The organism is Leptospira inadai serovar Lyme str. 10 (assembly GCF_000243675.2).
GTDB lineage: Bacteria > Spirochaetota > Leptospiria > Leptospirales > Leptospiraceae > Leptospira_B > Leptospira_B inadai.
The window spans coordinates 743,493-759,659 of record NZ_AHMM02000025.1; the positions used below are offsets into that span (position 1 = coordinate 743,493).

General features: G+C 44.3%; 11 protein-coding genes and 1 tRNA gene. 5 read left to right on the top strand and 7 right to left on the bottom strand.

Annotated elements, in window-relative coordinates; translation table 11 throughout:
• Nucleotides 1-21: 21 nt before the first annotated feature.
• Nucleotides 22-576, top strand: a complete 555-nt coding sequence (locus LEP1GSC047_RS19235) for an LOG family protein (protein WP_010415877.1) — start codon at nucleotides 22-24, stop codon at nucleotides 574-576.
• Here the strand turns inward: LEP1GSC047_RS19235 and LEP1GSC047_RS19240 are convergent.
• The 5 genes from LEP1GSC047_RS19240 to LEP1GSC047_RS19260 all read right to left on the bottom strand — a co-directional run bounded on the left by LEP1GSC047_RS19240 (nucleotide 573) and on the right by LEP1GSC047_RS19260 (nucleotide 4,900).
• Nucleotides 573-1,679 (bottom strand): ankyrin repeat domain-containing protein, encoded by a 1,107-nt coding sequence (locus LEP1GSC047_RS19240; protein WP_238325618.1) that lies wholly within the window; start codon nucleotides 1,677-1,679, stop codon nucleotides 573-575. The genes LEP1GSC047_RS19235 and LEP1GSC047_RS19240 overlap by 4 nt on opposite strands.
• Nucleotides 1,643-2,656, bottom strand: a complete 1,014-nt coding sequence (locus LEP1GSC047_RS19245; RefSeq protein WP_010415874.1) for an AEC family transporter — start codon at nucleotides 2,654-2,656, stop codon at nucleotides 1,643-1,645. Before LEP1GSC047_RS19245 ends, LEP1GSC047_RS19240 begins: the two co-directional genes overlap by 37 nt.
• A 35-nt stretch (nucleotides 2,657-2,691) precedes the next feature.
• The gene (locus LEP1GSC047_RS19250; RefSeq protein ID WP_010415871.1) at nucleotides 2,692-3,879 is read right to left on the bottom strand and encodes a M23 family metallopeptidase; all 1,188 of its coding nucleotides are present in this window, start codon (nucleotides 3,877-3,879) and stop codon (nucleotides 2,692-2,694) included.
• 244 nt (nucleotides 3,880-4,123) lie between these two features.
• Nucleotides 4,124-4,195 (bottom strand) — tRNA-Thr (locus tag LEP1GSC047_RS19255).
• Nucleotides 4,196-4,258: 63 nt separating this feature from the next.
• Nucleotides 4,259-4,900 (bottom strand): DUF2889 domain-containing protein, encoded by a 642-nt coding sequence (locus LEP1GSC047_RS19260; protein ID WP_010415868.1) that lies wholly within the window; start codon nucleotides 4,898-4,900, stop codon nucleotides 4,259-4,261.
• 121 nt (nucleotides 4,901-5,021) lie between these two features.
• Here LEP1GSC047_RS19260 and LEP1GSC047_RS19265 point away from each other — a divergent pair, with 121 nt between their 5' ends.
• Complete coding sequence (locus LEP1GSC047_RS19265) at nucleotides 5,022-5,819, top strand: SDR family oxidoreductase (protein ID WP_010415866.1); 798 nt, start codon at nucleotides 5,022-5,024, stop codon at nucleotides 5,817-5,819.
• Nucleotides 5,820-5,867: 48 nt separating this feature from the next.
• Here LEP1GSC047_RS19265 and LEP1GSC047_RS19270 read toward each other — a convergent pair whose 3' ends face one another.
• Together LEP1GSC047_RS19270 and LEP1GSC047_RS19275 are read right to left on the bottom strand one after the other, a co-directional pair.
• On the bottom strand, nucleotides 5,868-7,220 hold the full coding sequence (locus LEP1GSC047_RS19270) for a formylglycine-generating enzyme family protein (RefSeq protein ID WP_010415864.1): 1,353 nt from the start codon (nucleotides 7,218-7,220) through the stop codon (nucleotides 5,868-5,870).
• Between the two features lie 68 nt (nucleotides 7,221-7,288).
• Nucleotides 7,289-9,832: a PAS domain-containing hybrid sensor histidine kinase/response regulator gene (locus LEP1GSC047_RS19275; protein WP_052580762.1), complete on the bottom strand. Its 2,544-nt coding sequence runs from the start codon at nucleotides 9,830-9,832 to the stop codon at nucleotides 7,289-7,291.
• A 254-nt stretch (nucleotides 9,833-10,086) separates the two neighbouring features.
• Here LEP1GSC047_RS19275 and LEP1GSC047_RS19280 point away from each other — a divergent pair, with 254 nt between their 5' ends.
• From LEP1GSC047_RS19280 to pheT, 3 genes are all read left to right on the top strand, one after another.
• Nucleotides 10,087-10,791, top strand: a complete 705-nt coding sequence (locus LEP1GSC047_RS19280; RefSeq protein ID WP_010415859.1) for a 7-carboxy-7-deazaguanine synthase QueE — start codon at nucleotides 10,087-10,089, stop codon at nucleotides 10,789-10,791.
• A gap of 2 nt (nucleotides 10,792-10,793) precedes the next feature.
• On the top strand, nucleotides 10,794-13,631 hold the full coding sequence (locus LEP1GSC047_RS19285; RefSeq protein WP_039935555.1) for a DEAD/DEAH box helicase: 2,838 nt from the start codon (nucleotides 10,794-10,796) through the stop codon (nucleotides 13,629-13,631).
• A gap of 125 nt (nucleotides 13,632-13,756) precedes the next feature.
• Nucleotides 13,757-16,162 (top strand): phenylalanine--tRNA ligase subunit beta, encoded by a 2,406-nt coding sequence (gene pheT, locus LEP1GSC047_RS19290; RefSeq protein ID WP_020989208.1) that lies wholly within the window; start codon nucleotides 13,757-13,759, stop codon nucleotides 16,160-16,162.
• Nucleotides 16,163-16,167 lie beyond the last annotated feature (5 nt).

The window sequence follows — 16,167 nt, forward strand, 5'->3', positions numbered from 1 at the left end:
AATATAAATTCTGTCAGGGTAATGAAGCCTGCCATTTGTGTTTTTTGCGGATCTCGACCTGGCACGAATCCGAAATATCTGCAAGCCGCGGAGTTTGTCGGTCACTTACTCGTTTCGGAAGGTCTTGATCTGGTTTATGGCGGCGCGACCTCGGGCTTAATGGGAACCGTGGCCGATTCGGTTTTAGAAAAAGGCGGAAACGTTATCGGAGTTCTCCCTGAATTTCTATCCAGTAAAGAGATCGCTCATAAGAAAATTACGGAATTGATTTTAGTGCCGACTATGCATGAGCGCAAATTGTTAATGTACGAAAAGTCCGTCGCTTTCATCGCATTACCTGGCGGGATCGGTACATTAGAAGAACTTGTGGAAGTGACCTCTTGGAATCAACTAGGTGTTCTATCCAAGCCTCTCGGTCTCCTGGACGTGAACGGTTTTTTTCAACCCTTGTTGAAACAGTTGGATCATATGGTTTTAGAAGGTTTTCTAGATCCTGAAACGAGAGACGGCATCGAGATCCATTCCGATCCCGACGTATTATTCGAAAGAATTTTGAAAAAAATACGTCTTCTCTAAGATCCTCCTTCCTCAGGTTCCAGGAATTGTTTGAACACCTGGTGTAACATCGGGCTTTCGGATTTTTCCGCGATCGCTATAGGAGAATTTCCTTCTTTATCTTTGGAATAGGGAGAGGCTCCGTTTTTTACGAGTAGGTCTGCTAAATCCGCTTTTTCGGCCTGGACGGCTAATAGCAAAGGCGTTCTTCCTTGAGTGTCCCGAATTTCGGCTTCGTATCCGTTACTCAAAATGCGTTCGACGATATCCGTTCTTCCCTCCGCCGCGGCCTTGAAGAATAAAGTAATGGTCGCAGTATCGATCGTTTTAAGAGTATGGTGAAATTTCATTCGATCGGCTTCCTCTCTGGCCGATTTTCCGCTTAAATTTCTAGCGAGTGGATCCGCACCCCAACGGAGAAGCCTGTCCAAACATTCCACGCTATCGTACAAGGCGGAAAGTAACAGAGGAGTATTTCCGTCTTGGTCCCTGTTTTCGAGCAAGGTACGGACTTCCTGGTTTTCCGAAAATAAATCCAGTATTTCAAAATCATTATGCAATGCGGTTAAGTGAAGAATTGTCCGTCCTTCGGAATTTTTTTTCTTCGGATCCGCGTTTTTATTCAAAAGATATTCCGCGATTTCATAATTCCCGAGATCCACAGCTAGCAGAAGCGGCGAGTAACCCTCGCCGTTTCTTCCTTCGATATCCGGTACGGAGTCGGGAATTTCAAAAAGCAATTCGACCAATTCCAGTTTGCCGGAGCTTACCCCCTTGCTGAGCGGAGTATTACCGTCCATATCTCTGAGTTCGGGATCAGCACTGTACTCCAATACCAGTCTGGCTAAATCCAATTGTTCGGATTCCAATGCGAGCAAAAGGGCAGTCTCGCCACGGGAGCTGGTCTCGTTCGGATCGGATCCGTACTCCAACAAAAGTTTGGTCGCTTCTTGATTATTTTCCTTAATAGCCCAGTATAAGAGACCGCATCCGTAGGAATCTCTGAGTTCGGGGAATTCCTCGGCATAGCCGTCCCTCGTGGTCGCCTCTTCCAAGAGGGCGCGGAGGGTTCCATTATTGCCCGTTTTCACGGCCCGAAAAAGATCGTTCCAATCCACGCCCATTTCTCCAGGAGGTAATACAATCCCATCGTCGTAACAAAAGAAAGCGGTATTCCGATTCCGACTAAGGAAACAGCCAATCTTGGTTTCAGTCCCCATTCCGCAGCAAGAAGACTTCCGGTTATCATCGGGGCCATACCGGCTTCCATCACTAGGATTTTGAAATCCCGCAAATAAGTAGGCTGCGCTTGACGGAAAGTAGGATCGGCAAAAAAATAATAGCTACCAAAGCAAAACCATACCATAAACGGACCCAACAAGAGTTTGTATACCAGACCCCAAACTAGAGGAGCCGATGATGCTCCCGAAGGATTTTCGGCATCTAGAAGGCTATAATTAAGCTTATCCACCCGAGGAAGCTGATAACCGACCGAAAAAAGGGCCAAAGGGGTGAGCGTATCTCCGATTCGCGAGATTGCCTGCTCTAACGCTGCCGGAAAGACCAAGGGACGGCTTGCCAATGCGATCAGTAATCCCCAAAACGGCGGGAAGGAAAACAGCCTTTTGAATAGATTTACCGATTCCGATTCTTTCTTTAGACGTAACATGGCCCTGGTTCCTAGGTAAGTTCCCGGAAGGGAAAGTGCGAGAAATGTTCCCAATTGATTGATCACAACCGCAGTAGGAATTCCTTCTTTCCCGTAATACGCCTCGACTAGCGGTATCCCTAGGAAAGAGGTATTTCCTAATCCCGCGGAAAGATAGAGGCAGGTTTTTGTAGACTCATCCCATCCGAATTTTTTCCCCAGGGTGGAAAAGAAGAGTATGGACGCTCCGAACAGAAACCAAGGCATTACGGAAAAAACCAGAAAGTTTCCGTCTAAAACCGCGTGACGCAACGGGACGAACTCTAAGCAAGGAAGGGAAATTGAAATGATAAAAGCGTTTAGCGATCTGTGGGAGTCGGGCGGAAATTTTCCCCAATGACGCGCTACAAAACCGGCTAAAAAACAAACTCCTATAATTATGAAATTGGACATCGAGCGTTCCTTGTAACAGACTCGAGCCTATACGGTCAAGGAAGGATTTGAAAGATTCGAGTCCCTATATCGATTTCGTTCATTCGAATTCGAATCGAATATTGTCCTTTTATCGTTTGAGGAGGAAATTCCCAAGAGACGGAAGTTACTCCGGCAGGTATTTTATCGCTGAACGTTAATGTGGGTTTTTTTTGTCCTGATACGAAAAGTTCCGCTTCGAATACGTAGGGTCCGGTTTTATAAATCGGCATTGTTATATAGAATTTCTTCTTAAGGGAAACTTGATCTGGGCAGGAAGAATTCGTTTCGGCTGATGGAGCAATTTCAGTAAAGCATAACTTATCCAAATCGGTGATCGGAAAACCGGGAAACTTAGGTTCGGTCATTTGCCAGTACGCGTTTTCTTCGGTAAGAAATTCGGCATCTCCGGATTCGGTTTTAAATAATGTGGGAAACGTTTTTTTTCGGCGATTTTCTTCCGGACGATACACTTCGAAATGTAAGTGAGGCCCGCTCGAATATCCGGTATTTCCGGAAAAGCCGATTTTTGAACCTGCCATAACCGTGTCGCCCGGCTTTACAAGTACGCCATCCTTCCTTAAATGTCCGTAGATGGCGACGGTTCCATCCGAGTGCGCGATGATGACCCGGTTGGCTTTGTCGATCAGAGTCGGATCAATTTTACCGACCGAAAATCGATTCTCCGTTTCGACAACGGTTCCGTCTCTTGCCGCTAAAATTGCAGTTCCTTCCGGCATGTAAAAGTCCAGAGAATACATTGCATCTCCCCGATGTTCATTGCCTGAGTTATAGCCGACGGATATCCAGGACTTTCCTTCATAGGGTAGGTGATACACGTGGGAATCGTCGTGAATCGCATTCAATTTTCCGAAATAAGAAACGAATTCGACTTTCGGAGTTATCGGCAGAGCCGGATCGATTTTAATAAGATCGATCGCTTTTTTGCGTTCTGATCCGTGGAGTACGATCGAAGTCGGAGTTTTCGGTTCTGTGGAGACATTCGATCCTGATACCACTAAATGAATCGTAAAAAACGCGTCAGGTGGAAACGCCTTCGCCTGAAAGAAAATGGAACCGTCAAGAACACCCGGCTCCACCGTGTAGCACACGTTTTTAGAATCGCAGTATTCGATCGGCTCGGCGGTTAAGGAAGGCCATAAGAATAGGGAAAAAAATAGGAATAGCGGAGTTCCGTTTCGCATAAAGGTCCGAAAGAGTTAGACTACCGGAAGTGGTGGAATTATACGGCGATCGGAGTCAAAACCGGAATTTCCTCCGTTTTGTATCGTTCTTTCGAGTTAGGTGATAGCGTCCCGAAAATACGTAAATAATTTATGGAACTATTTTCTCTTTTCATTATAAATTAATGCGGAACGGGGAGCAAGTCGGAAGATTTGGGATAAATTCGAAATTTTTTTTTCGATCCGTCCGGGGGAAAAAGAGGGAAGCCCGCTGCCGGAATTGAACCGGCGACCTTTTCATTACGAGGGAAATGCTCTACCCCTGAGCTAAGCGGGCGGTTTAGGCGCGAAAAAACGGTCGAATTTTCCGATGGATTGATTTGGTCGAAGAAAATCGGTTTTATCCCGATTCTCGATCATTTCGAGAGCCACGGAATTCCTTTACCATCATAGCGGTAATGCTGTCAAGAGGTTTCACCCGCTCTTTGAGTTCCGCAGTCTCATGTTGAGCGGAAAAACTTAAACAGGAATTTCGAACTCCTTTATCTTTCATCCACCAATGCCTTCCGATTTCCCGTCTGCTTCGAGCATCGAGTGTGCCGGCATACATACGGTATTCGTCCAACTCGGGCGGGAAGTTCCGTTCCTTTAAGAAGAATGCGTAGGCGGATGAAAAGCTTTGCGCTGCGTTCTGCAATAATTCGTTTATATGCAGGCAGCCGGCGGTCTTATCTTCCGGAAATTTCCGCATAATTTTACTGTAAGACATTTCTTCACCGATAAGATACGAATACGTCTTGATCGCTTGGGGACAGGTTTCGTACGGGACCCGATCCTCTTCCACATCAAGATCGATAATTTTCATATTCGTTAAATTGATCAACATATACAAAGTCATGTCGTGATAGGAATCTCGTTGGCTGGCTTCGATGAGGCAGGAGGGTGGACTTTCCTCGGGAAACCAGTAGTATCTACTTTCATACCTTCTCTGGAAGCCGCAATCTTTGAATCTGATTTTTTGTTTGAGCTGCGAAAGTGCCATTCTTCCTCCTAATTCAGTTTTTTTAAGACATGTGAACGCAGAAAGGATTTTACTTCGTTTTGATTTGCTTTTTTCGGAATCTTTCCTATTATTTTCCCCATCGCAAAAAAGCGTTTAGAATATGAGTTTGTACTTTAAAGATAAGGTTTTTCTCGTTACCGGCGCAAGTTCCGGAATCGGTAGATCGCTAGCTAGAGAACTTTCCAAGGCCGGTGCAATCGTGGGTGTCGTTGCGCGGAGAAAAGACGCGCTTAAAGAACTGAAAGCTTCGGTTCCGAATTCGGAGCAAATGATTATCCTTCCCGCAGACGTCACCTCCGAGACGGAACTTAAAAGAGTCGTCGAGGAATTCCGCAAAAGAGTAAAACGAGTAGACGGGTTCATTCATAATGCGGGAGTTTCGATGAGAGCCTTGGCGTCCGAAGCGGATTTCAAAGTCTTTCGAAGCCTTATCGAAACGAACTATTATCCGTTGGTATTGCTTTATAAACTTCTGGAAAGCGATCTTAGACAAACCGACGGTCATGTCGTAGCGGTCTCTTCTATTCAAGGTAAATTCGCGACGCAGTACCGCTCCGGCTATGCGGCCAGTAAACATGCGGTCCAAGCATTTATGGATAGCATTCGTCTGGAAAATGCGGAATCGGGGGTTCATGTGTTAACGGTCTCGCCCGGATTCGTTAAGACCGATATTTCAGTAAAAGCGTTGTCTGCCGACGGCTCTCCTCATGGTATAATGGATGAGGGACAAAAAAAAGGGATGGAACCGGATACGGTAGCAAAGATCGTCTTAAAGGGAATCGAAGCCAGAAAAAGGGATTTATATCCGGCCGGCTTTAAGGAAAAATTCGGTTTATTTTTGAGCCGTTTCGCCCCCAAAGCGCTGGATAAACTACTCTTAAAAAATAGAGTGACTTGAGCTCCTATTCCGATTAAGAAAATGGTTTTTATCCGTATTAGAATAATATTATTTATTTAATTCCATGATTAAGCGAATTCCCGCTTTTCGATCAGTGGAAAGATTCGGAAGCCCGCCAAAATCTCGCGAAAAGGATTTTGCTTCTTCCTTATCCGAGCTGAACGAGCCACCTCGAATCACTCGCAGGTGTTTCCCGAATTTTACGGAAGAAAGTCTGTGTCCTTTATAAGGAAGATAAGGGGAACTAGTCCATTCGGGAGCATTGCCGCACATTCCCAAGACTCCGAAAGGACTTTCTCCTTTGGTGGGCAGTTCAAATACGGAAACGGTTTCCTTTTTGCCGGTTTCTTTAGTATTGCAAAGTACCGGATCATATTCGTTCCCGAAGGGATAATCCCGAGGAGTAGAGACGAATTCGTAACTCTCATCCTTGAGCAATTTCCAGGATATTCCGGTTCCTCTTGCGGCCTTTTCCCATTGAAATTCGGTTGGGATTCTTTTCCCTGCCCATTTTGCATAAAGCTCCGCTTCCCTATAAGTAAGATTTAATACGGGGTGATAGTCCTTCCCTTTCGGATAAAGTCCGTTTTCCCAATGCGGGGGAGGAGGCGTTCCGGTTTCCTTTAGAAATTTATTATATTCTTTGTTCGTGACTTCGTGCTTATCGATATAAAATGAGGGAAGTTCTTCCAATGTATCTCGTCTGGGCGAATCGAAAAACGGATTATAGCTATCCTCCGAAGGTTCCGAGCCCTGGCCGAAAAGGAAATATCCCATTTGTTCGTAGAGAGTCTTCCCGCCCGACTCGTATCCGGAACTTACCAGAACCATTTCTTTGCCGTCTTTGGGATGAAGGAGATTTTTTTTAGGTCTATTTCTTACGACATCGGTCGCATCGAAGTCCGCAGAATCCTGATAAAATTTTTCCTGCCCGTAGTGCCCTACTAGAACCCCGGCGGCAACGAGTCGCTCGGGATTTCCTTGAAGTAACGAAAAGGATCCTCTCATTTCGACCGAAACAGGTTTCGTTTTGCGGCCGACTTTTTCGAATTCAATCTCGATATTCTCTATCGAGAACGAACCGATTTCCTCTAGTTTCGGTTTTCGTAACAACGGAAATCGCTTTTGCATTTCTAGAACTGCACGAATTTCCTCTTCTTCTCGGTCGGCAAAGAAAGAATTTCGTTCGATTCGAATCTTAACCTTACCCTTGTTGCGGTAAACTCCTAGTACCTCTCCGGTCCAAAGAATCGTCTTCCGGGTATCAAGAGCTTTTACCGCTTCACCATCCTGCGAATTCCCTTGATTCGGCAGGAACAGAATACAACAAAGCAGGAACAATAGAGGACGGCCTTTGATTGGTATGCTGGAGAAATTTTGAATTTTCTTTCCGGAAAACATTCGGATAATCCCTTACTGGTAACGATCGGCAATTTTCCGTCCTAGGACAAATGTATTTTACGGTTGAATCAGGCGAAGATGGAGTTTCCCGCTTTCCTAAGGGCATGAATCAATTCTTCGAAAACGATGGGTTTAGACACATAATCATTCATTCCGGCTCGCAGACAGATTTCCCGATCTCCTTGCATAGCCGCGGCCGTCATCGCGATAATGTACGGCTGTTCGCTCTGGGGCCACGTATTTCGAATTACCTGAGTAGCTTGTATGCCGTCCATTTCCGGCATGTGCACGTCCATTAAGACCACGTCGAATTTCGCTTCGCGAAGGCGATTCAAAACCTGTTTCCCATTCATAGCTACGACAGGATGGTATCCTAACTTTTGCAGGATTCGCTTTGCCAAGGAAAGATTGATCTCATTATCTTCCGCTATCAAAACGTCGAACGGATATGTGGATTGCAGTAAATCTTTTTGCTTTTCCAGGTAAGAGGAGGATCGATTCGCTTTTCCTTTATCGGTTCCGGTGATCAGAATTTCCGTCACTAGTTGTTCGAGTTCTTTCTTTTTAACGGGCTTACTCAATTGCCTTAGAAAAAGTTGATCCGCGATTTCCTTCTCCTTTATATCCGAGATTGAGGAAGAAAGTAAGATCAACGGAAAGAGAAAATTCTTACGTCTTAGTTCTTGCGCGATCTGAACTCCGTTGCTGCCGGAAAGATTGTAATCCAATAACGCTAGTTCGGGAAGAATTCCCAAGTCCAGTAAGGATAAGGCCTCTTCCTTAGAGGAAGAGGAAAAGGTCATAAGTCCCAATGTTTGAAGCTGATGGGAAAGAATTCTAAGATTTGTCGCATTATCGTCGATTATTAGAATTTTGCGATTTTCTAATCCGGGGTAATTTATATCGGGTACGACTTGATTTTTTTCTTCGACGCCTTCCGCTTGTATTTCGAAGGAAAAAGTGGTTCCCTTATTAATATCGCTCTCCAACCAAATCCGCCCACCCATCATTTTAATTAAACGATAGGATATGGATAGACCTAACCCGGTTCCTCCGTACTTTCTAGTGGAGCTAGTATCCACTTGGTAAAAAGGATTAAAAAGTTGTTTTTGTTTCTCCTTCGGGATTCCTATTCCCGTATCGCGAACGGAAAAGCGAATCGTGCAGATGGATTTTTCTTTCTTAGAAACCTCCGCGGATAAAAAAACTTCCCCTTTTTCGGTAAACTTTAACGAATTCCCGAACAAGTTGATCAATACTTGTCGGAGTCTGAGTTTATCTCCGATGATTCTATCGGGAACGTTCGGATCGATATGGCATATCAAATCGATTCCTTTTTCCGCCGCGCTGGATCTAAAAAGATCCAATGTCTCCTCTGCAGTTTCGAGGATCGAAAATTCCTTCGATTCCAGACTCAGGGTTCCTGATTCGATTTTGGAATAATCCAAAATATCGTTGATGATACTTAATAGACTTTCGCCGCTTTTTTGAATTATCTCGGCATATTCCCTCTTTTCTCCCGTAAGATCGGAATCCAAAAGAAGTTCTGTCATTCCGATGACTCCGTTCATCGGAGTTCTAATTTCATGGCTCATCATCGCCAAAAATTCCGACTTGGCTTGGTTTGCCTTTTCGGCTTCTTCTTTCGCTTTTTTTAGATCGTCTTCGTAATTCTTTCTAACGGTGATATCGGTGAAGAGGGCGCAGATAGCATAGACCTCGTTTTCGACTCCTAATAGAGGCAAATTGATGCAATGAAACGTACGCGTCGAATCCTGGGTAGGCAGATCCAATTCGTATTCGACCGGCGCCAATCTTTTCATGGACGTTTCGAGCATGTTCGAAATATACATCGTTTTTGCCGATCCAAAGAGAACGTTCAAATTAAGAGAATTTTCATACGTTGGGCTGAGGAATCTTTTGGCAAATACCTGATTATGAAATAATATTCTTCCTTCCTTATCAAGCATTGTGAATGCGGAAGGAAGTCCGTCAAGTATCGATAGTAGCCTAGTTTCACTTTGGATCAATCTATCGGTAATATTCTTTTTTTCGCCTATATCCTTGCGAATCGTTTGAATGCTAAATAAGATTACGGACAAGGTTCCTAAAAGCAGAATAGAAATAACGATGAAAGTTATCCGAATCTGCGATTGTCTTTTTGCGCTTCTCTCCTCAAGAAGACGCAGTTCTTCGCCGCGCATTTGAGAAAGAATTTTTTCGATTTGGGCGATTCCTCTTTCCTGCCCGTTATAGGCGGATCGGATTTGGACTTTCATATTCCGGATTTCCGTAAAGAGCGAGCCCAAATGATCGGTCTGCGCTCGGTTATCTTGTACAAGATCCCGCAAACGGTTTTCCTCGGATTCAAGATCCGCGAGGATGTTTAAAGACTCTTTTTGACTTTTGGGGCCGAGACTGGGGGAGTTTAGGCGCAGATCCCTTGAGATATATTTAATAAAATCTATTTTACTGATGACCTCGTAGCTATGGTGGATCAGGTTTCCGGTTTTTTCCAGTTCTCTCACAGTCCAAAATGATAACAAAAATCCTGCTAGCATGATTCCTGCGAGCAAGGTGAACGCTAGGCGAACTTTTCCCTCTAAAAGCATCTGATTTTTTTTTCTAAAAAGGAGCATTAAAATCCACGATTCATACTCCCATCGTGTTATCGCAGCGATTCACGGGAGATTGACTTTTTTACAGTATAGTTAGAGGTATCTCAACCTTTTTTTAGACATACCGATTCGTCGCGTCTTGACTTAGAATTCAAGTGAAACAGTTTGGTATTCCCGGCTAAACCTTTTTCTGCTACAATCCGGAGAGGTTAGGAAAACTGTTGTACTGACGGGCCGTCCGCTATACTATGAAATCCGTAATTCACGAAATCTATTTATCCGTTTCCGGAGAGGGTATATCCACCGGATTACCCACGATATTCGTGCGATTTGCGGGATGTTCCTTGCGCTGCGGAATGACCGGGTCTAAGAAACTTTGGTGCGATACCCCTTATGCACTTTCTCCCAATGCAGGACGGGAAATGAGCATCGATGAAGTGGTTTTCGAAATCCGTAGTCTTTCGCATACTTCCACTCAAGTTTTATTGACCGGTGGAGAACCTCTTGAGAATGGAAAGAAGGATTTTTCGAAGATTCTCGCAAATCGGCTGCGAGAGGAACGAAACTCTTCCGGGAATTTTCCTAGAGTGAGAGTGGAAACGAACGGGGCGGAATCGATTCAAGATCTAGCGGATATGGTTTTTACTTTAGACTATAAATTACCCGGATCGGGTATGGAAGATAAAATGCGTGTCGAAAACTTTGAATTCCTTCGGGACAGAAATGATTCTCTGGATGAGATAAAATTCGTGGTTCGAGATCGTGAGGACTTTGAAAGAGCGATCGATGTTGTGGATCGATTTCAATTGAAAGGAAACCTACTCGTGTCTCCCGTTTTTAACGAGTTATCTCCCGAATTATTAGTGGAATGGATAAAAGAAAGCGGTAAACGCGATCTTCGTTTATCGCTGCAAACGCATAAATATATTTGGGGGGATAAGAGAGGGGTTTGAGTTTGGAGTCCACACTACAGCTAAGCCTTGATTTTGATTCGGAATCGCCTACCGGATACAGGGGCGACTCATGCTATCTCCGAAACGAGGCGGATTTGGGAATCGGAAAGATAGAATCTTCCGAAGCGGGAAAAATATCCATTTTCTTTCCGAAGACAGGAATCCGAAAATCGATTTCGGAAACTTCTTCTCAACTACGGGTTATCGGAGCCTATCCGACGGCATTTTCTCAAGCGCCGGGCACTCCCGAACTTTTGCATCTTTGTTTAACCGCCTTTGAATTAAAGCTCACTCATGCGTATGATAAGCTGTCGGCGCTTTCCAATTCTAGGACTAGATTACTTCCGCACCAAATCGAATCGACGTACGTCGTCGTGAATTCTTTGAAACCCCGCTTTATTCTGGCGGACGAAGTCGGCTTGGGCAAAACGATCGAAGCCGCTCTCGTTATGAAGGAGCTGATCTTTAGGCGCGGTTATAAGCGAGTACTGATCGTTGCTCCTTCTCCATTATTGGTTCAATGGCAGCAGGAATTGAAGAATAAATTCAATGAAGATTTTGAAATCGTTAAAAGACGTAATTTTGTCGTCTCCGGGGAAAAAAATTGGAAAAATTTCAAACACGTAATTACTTCCGTAGATTTCATTAAGAATCCTAAATATGCGGAAGAGATTTTAAAGACCAAATGGGACATCGTCATTTTCGACGAAGCCCATAGACTTAGACGAGATTATCATAAAGTTACCCGAGCCTATCTATTTGCGGAAAAAATAGCCCGCAGATGCGAATGCCTACTTTTACTTACTGCGACTCCCTTTCGTGGAAAATTGGAGGAGCTATACTATTTGATTCATCTTGTGGATTCGAATCTTCTCGGACCATATAATACTTTCGTAAATGATTATGTCCTAGGAAATAAGTCCGACTTAAAGGAAAAGATTTCTAAAGTTCTACTTAGAAGGAGAAAGGTCGAAGTCGGCGGTTTTACGAAGAGATTTGCAAAGACCGTAAAGATCGAACTTTCTCCCGCAGAAAGACAGTTCTACGACGAAACGACCGAATACGTACGACGGGAATACAATCTGGCGATGAGAACGCAAAACCGAGCCATCGGTTTCGTAATGATCGTTTTTCAAAAGCTGCTGGATTCCTCGGTTTTTGCACTTCTATCGGCGCTTTCTAAACGTAAGTTCATGCTCGAAAATCGTCTTCATCACCTGAAATCGATCGAGAGCAAATTAGAGGAATGGGATTTTGACGAGACTGAAGGAGTGGAAGATTTCGTTTCGGACTTGGACGAATCCGCGCCGAACGATCTCGTTAATCTTCGTCGCGAATTGCTTTCGCTGAATCGCTTGATTCTTTTGGGAAAAAAGATCAAAGAAGATCGAAAGACTCAAAAGCTAAAAGAAACGATCGCAAAACTAAAGAAAGAAGGACATCCGAAATTCATCATTTTTACGCAGTTTCGGAGCACTCAGGATTTTCTCGCGGCCAGCCTTTCCGATTATAAGGTGACTTTATTCCACGGATCGTTAAGTGCCGACGCAAAAGAGGAGGCGATTCTCGAATTCAGGAAATCTTCGGAAATTTTAATATGCACGGAGGCGGGAGGTGAGGGTAGAAATTTACAATTTGCTAATGTTTTATTCAATTACGACCTTCCTTGGAGTCCTTTAAAGATAGAACAGAGAATCGGGCGTATTCATCGTTTCGGTCAAAAGGATAACGTATTTATTTTCAATTTCGCCTCCAAGGACACGGTGGCCGAAAGAATATTGGAAGTACTCTCGAATAAGATCCGATTATTCGAGGAGTCGATCGGGAATTCGGACGAATTGCTAGGTGCGATCGAGGATGAGCTGGATTTTCATTCCAATTTTATGCGTTTCGTGACCGGAAATAAGAAACTGAAGGAAGTCGAAGAGGAAATCGATCAAAGAATTAAAATCGCTAAGAAGGGCTTCGAGAAACTCGGCTCGCTGGTGACCCCGAAACTGATCGATTTTAATTTAGAGGACTATTACAAGACGACTCTACAGGAGCGATCATACACGAATTCACACTTGGAGGATTTTTTTGTTCGTTACTCTAAGGCGTTTCCCGAAGGAGCGGCCTGTCGAGTCCAAACGGAAGCCCCTCATTTATATAAGTTGGACGGCGGAATCTATAAGGGTAAAAGGGCAACCTTCGACTCCGAATTAGCGCTTTCAAACGATAGTCTGGAATTCTTGGCGTTCGGTCATCCGCTTATCGACGATGCCGTCCTTTCTTTCTTAAAAGACAGGCGAGGTTGGAAAACGGGATTTTATCGATCCGGCGGAAGTTCCGTATATTTCGTATTTATAGTCGAGTTCAGATTTTCATTGGAAAGAAAGGAAATTTTTACGGTAGAAGTAAACCGTCGGAGCGGGAACGTAAACGTTTTAGAAAATCTTCCGGAAGCAGTCCGTGAATCTTTGATCCAAGGTCCCGATGAGTTCCTCGTTTCCGCTTACGAGACGAACTTTATATCGGCCTGCGAAGCCTTGGATCAAGCGATGGAAGCCCGCAAACGAGAGCTGTATGAACAAACAAAGGATCTCTTTTTAAAAGAGGAATACAAAATTCGGAACAGCAATCAAAACACCTTACGACAGTTGGAAGAGAAGTTGATGCGTCAAGAAGCCGCCTTTAAATGGGAAGGCAAACCCGAAAAGAAATCCGCGATGAATCGAACTAAAAACGAAATCCAGAAAGTAAAGGAAGACTTTGAAATCGAGCTAAGAAAAGTCCGAGTCGGGAAAGATATTCGTCATAGATTCGAATTGTTTCAAGCTTACTTTCCATTGTCACCCTAATCGAGTTCTAAGATTATTTGAAATAAGGGAAATAAACCCGTCGGTTTCCTGCTGGACAGTCTTGTCGATTCCGAGCTTTTGTTAAAGTACTTCGTCGAAACCATCGACGCTGGGAGAGCCGAGACGTGAAATTATCCTTGGATTGGATGAACGATTATGTACCTCTAAAGGAGGTGCCGTTGGAAGAAATCCTGAAGAAGATCGCCGCATCCATTTGCGAGATCGACGGTGTCGAGGATTTCTTTTCACATTTAGAAAAGATAGTTTTGGTCCGGATAGAATCTCTGGAAAAACATCCCCAGGCGGATAAACTACAAGTTGCAATCGTAACGGACGGAAAAAGCAAAATTCAAATCGTTTCCGGGGCTCCGAATTTACACGTCGGCGATTTGGTACCGTTGGCCATTCCCGGTGCAATGCTTGACGGAAAAGAGATCAAGGACTCCGAACTAAGGGGGGTTAAAAGTTCGGGAATGCTATGTTCCGAAAAAGAGCTCGGTCTTTCGGACGAGGATTCGGGTGTGATGATCGTAGCGGATACCATAGCGAAACCCGGCGACAATCTTCGAGACTTCTTGGGATTTCGGGATAAAATTTTCGATGTGGATAATAAATCCATCACGCATCGTCCGGATCTTTGGAGTCATTTCGGTTTTGCGAGAGAATTGGCCGCGCAACTCGGATTACCCGTCAAATTCAATCCGTTGGAGCAGGAATGGGAATTTACGAAGAAAATTTCTTCTCCTAAAGTTAAAGAAACAAAATATTCTAATTCGTATTTCTCCGTCGGTATCGAAGGCATTTCTATAATTCCTTCCAAAAGAATCGTCCAAGCTCGATTGAAAAAATGCGGAATCCGCGCGATCAACAACGTCGTGGATGTTTCGAATTATCTTCTTTTAGAAGCAGGCCAGCCGACGCATTTTTTTGACCGGGATAAACTACTGGCTCAGGGCGAGGTAGCCTTGGAAGTGGATTATGCAAAGGAGAAAGAATCCTTTTTACTTTTGGACGAGACTTCCCCCAAACTCGATCCGGAAATTTTAATTATCCGTAATTCCGGAAAAGCGGTGGCGATTGCCGGCGTGATGGGGGGAGCGGAAACGGCAGTTTTCGATTCCACTAAAAACCTAATTTTAGAATCCGCGGTATTCCCCCGGGAATCGGTTCGGAAATCGATTCGTAAAACGGGTATACGGTCCGAATCTTCCATTCGTTATGAAAAAGGGTTGGAGGCCACTACTTCGCTTCCGGTAATTAAGCGGGCTCTCCAATTGCTAAAAGAAAACGGTTGCGAGAATCTTAAAGCTAGTGTTCCGGCAGGATATATTCATACTGCGGATAAAAAAGTCACGATTCCGCTTAGCCTTGGTTTCCTGAACAAAAAACTCGGAACCGATATCGATCGGAACACCGCCGAGGAAGTTCTAAAAAAACTTTCCTTCACGATGGATTGGGAAGGAGAGAAGGCGATCGTTACGGTTCCTAAATATAGACAGAATTACGATATTACTCTGCCGGAAGATCTAGTGGAAGAGATCGGTAGATCCATAGGATATGCGAGTATTCCTCGCCGCCCGCTTACTTCCGAGGCCAAACCTCCCGCCAGGAACCCGGCCAGAGAACTCGAAAGAATGTTGAAGAGACAATTTTCCCAGGTTTTGGGTTATAACGAAGTCTTTAATTATTCGTATGCTTCCGAAAGCGATAATTCGTTGGAAGAGGAGAGCAAAAATTTCGTTCGGATCAAAAATACGATGCCCGAGGACCAAGCGTTTTTACGTACCTCATTATATCCGTCTCTTCTAAAAAACATAAGATTGAATGTGGATCGGTTCGAGAATGTTCGGATATTCGAGTTCGGTCGAACGTATAAGAGGGCGGCGGAACCCGAAAACGAATCCAAATGGTTTGCTTGGGCCGTAAGCGAAGGACGCAAATGGAACGAAAAAAATCGGGAGCAACTAGAATCCGATTTTCTACAAGTCCGCTCGGGAATCGAGAAGGTCCTCCGCAATTTGAACATTCGTACTTTCCGTTGGGAGTCGGAAGAAAAGCGGTTTTTTCATCCTAAGGCGAGCGCGAATTTGCTAGTCGATGGGACAAAGATAGGCGAACTCGGTTATGCGCATCCTATTCTTTTGGATAAAATGGATTTAAAAAAAAGGACGATTCTCGGTAAATTCGATTTTGCTACACTATTGAATGTATGGGAATCCCAAAGACAGAAGAACTATTTCAAAGTACCGTCTCATTTTCCTCAGACTGAAATCGATTTATCCTTGGTGATGGATGTTTCGGAATCCACGTCGAATTTTGCCGAGTTAGTCCGCGAGGAATCGTTTCCCGAATTGGAAGATTTACGGGTGACTGTGATTTTCACGGGGGGGAATCTACCCGATGATAAAAAATCGGTCTCTTATCGCTTCCGATTATTGACTCAGGATAAGAATCTTACTCAGGAAAGAATCAAAGAGATAACGGATCGATTGATTGATATCGCAAAGTCCGCCGGTTACCCGCTTCGATAAGGAAT

What these genes read in the sequence shown, in the direction of transcription:
- LEP1GSC047_RS19235 (WP_010415877.1), top strand. Translation starts at nt 22, where the DNA reads ATGAAGCCTGCCATTTGTGTTTTTTGCGGATCTCGACCTGGCACGAAT.
- LEP1GSC047_RS19240 (WP_238325618.1), bottom strand. Translation starts at nt 1,679, where the DNA reads ATGGGCGTGGATTGGAACGATCTTTTTCGGGCCGTGAAAACGGGCAAT.
- LEP1GSC047_RS19245 (WP_010415874.1), bottom strand. Translation starts at nt 2,656, where the DNA reads ATGTCCAATTTCATAATTATAGGAGTTTGTTTTTTAGCCGGTTTTGTA.
- LEP1GSC047_RS19250 (WP_010415871.1), bottom strand. Translation starts at nt 3,879, where the DNA reads ATGCGAAACGGAACTCCGCTATTCCTATTTTTTTCCCTATTCTTATGG.
- LEP1GSC047_RS19260 (WP_010415868.1), bottom strand. Translation starts at nt 4,900, where the DNA reads ATGGCACTTTCGCAGCTCAAACAAAAAATCAGATTCAAAGATTGCGGC.
- LEP1GSC047_RS19265 (WP_010415866.1), top strand. Translation starts at nt 5,022, where the DNA reads ATGAGTTTGTACTTTAAAGATAAGGTTTTTCTCGTTACCGGCGCAAGT.
- LEP1GSC047_RS19270 (WP_010415864.1), bottom strand. Translation starts at nt 7,220, where the DNA reads ATGTTTTCCGGAAAGAAAATTCAAAATTTCTCCAGCATACCAATCAAA.
- LEP1GSC047_RS19275 (WP_052580762.1), bottom strand. Translation starts at nt 9,832, where the DNA reads ATGCTTTTAGAGGGAAAAGTTCGCCTAGCGTTCACCTTGCTCGCAGGA.
- LEP1GSC047_RS19280 (WP_010415859.1), top strand. Translation starts at nt 10,087, where the DNA reads ATGAAATCCGTAATTCACGAAATCTATTTATCCGTTTCCGGAGAGGGT.